The organism is Microcoleus sp. B7-D4, from assembly GCF_036705125.1.
Lineage (GTDB): Bacteria > Cyanobacteriota > Cyanobacteriia > Cyanobacteriales > Microcoleaceae > Microcoleus.
In genome coordinates this window covers 3,876-5,004 of the sequence record NZ_JAUBTT010000207.1, presented here as the reverse complement: position 1 = coordinate 5,004, position 1,129 = coordinate 3,876, and the positions used below count along the sequence as shown (strand labels likewise).

2 protein-coding genes are annotated in these 1,129 nt (G+C 51.6%); both read right to left on the bottom strand.

Translation table 11 applies throughout. The features are described from left to right. A partial coding sequence (locus QUB12_RS36675; RefSeq protein ID WP_333311009.1) for a hypothetical protein occupies positions 1–353 on the bottom strand: 353 nt, incomplete at its 3' end. Beyond that, a partial coding sequence (locus QUB12_RS36670; protein ID WP_333311007.1) for a ParA family protein occupies positions 350–1,129 on the bottom strand: 780 nt, incomplete at its 5' end. The genes QUB12_RS36670 and QUB12_RS36675, both read right to left, overlap by 4 nt.

The following is a 1,129-nucleotide window of genomic DNA, read 5'->3' as shown; positions in this document are numbered from 1 at the left end:
AAGATTTTTTCCATCAGCTCGGATGAAGCTACTGCTTGCAGCCATGCAGCTTCTAAAAATACTTCTACAGTCACTCCTTTTTCTTTGCAAAACCTTGTCAAGTTAGCATCTATTTCTGCATCTAAAACAACAGCAGAATGGCGGCGAGTTGGCGGAATTTTCGCGAGTTCGGCTTTTAATTCCTCTAAGGTTGAATTGTCACCCGTGGTTTCTTTTGAAGGTTGGTTCGCCGGAGTTGACTGTTGGGTAATTTGTTCGCTCTCCTGTTTGGGGGCGATTAAAGTATCTTCTCGGCTTGGAACAACTGTTCGCTTGCGGTTGGAGCGAATTTGGTCGAGGATGCTGTCACTCATTGTACTTTTTGTTGTAAAAGAGACTCGATTTTGGCGAGCAGTATTTCAAAGGGATATTCTAAGTCGGGATGTCCTAATTCGCTGAGAGTTTGGCGTTTGTTAATGGCTTTTTTGTACTGTTCGGATTCTCGGATTGAAGGGAGAATTAATTCGTTTTCAACTTCGTCTTTCATTCCTTCTACGGCAAGGCGGCTCTCTAGGGTTTGAGTGTTGCCAATCCAGCGGTCGCGGAAGGGCAGCACTCCTAGTACGGTAGCGTTGGTTGCTTTGACATCTCTCATGGAGTTGAGCAAGTCGAGTGTCCGCACTAGGGAACCGTAGCCTTTGACGGAAGCTTCGGCGGGTACGATTACGGTGTCGGCGGCACCGATTGCGGTTAAGCAAATCTGCGAGCGCTGCGGGGGTGCGTCAATGATACAAAATTTGAAGGCTTCGGCAACAGGTTCGAGGCGGCGCAGCAACAGGGTAGCGCCGACGCCGCTGCTGGATAGGTAGTCGGCGGCGGCGTCAAGGCCGTCGTCGGAGGGAATTAGAAACAAGTTGTCGCTACCTTCGACTGGATAGATGCCCTCTTCGATGGGCACGGATTTTTTGAGAACTTCCAGCAAGGTGGGCTGGTTGGGTTGCAGTTCTAGCCCCAGGTAGGTGGTCAGGTTGTGTTGGGGGTCGGCGTCGATAGCCAGTGTGGGATAGCCCCGGCTCGCTAGGAGGCGGCTCAGGAATAGAGATGCGGTTGTCTTGCCCTGCCCCCCGGACAGGGACGCGATGGCGACTGC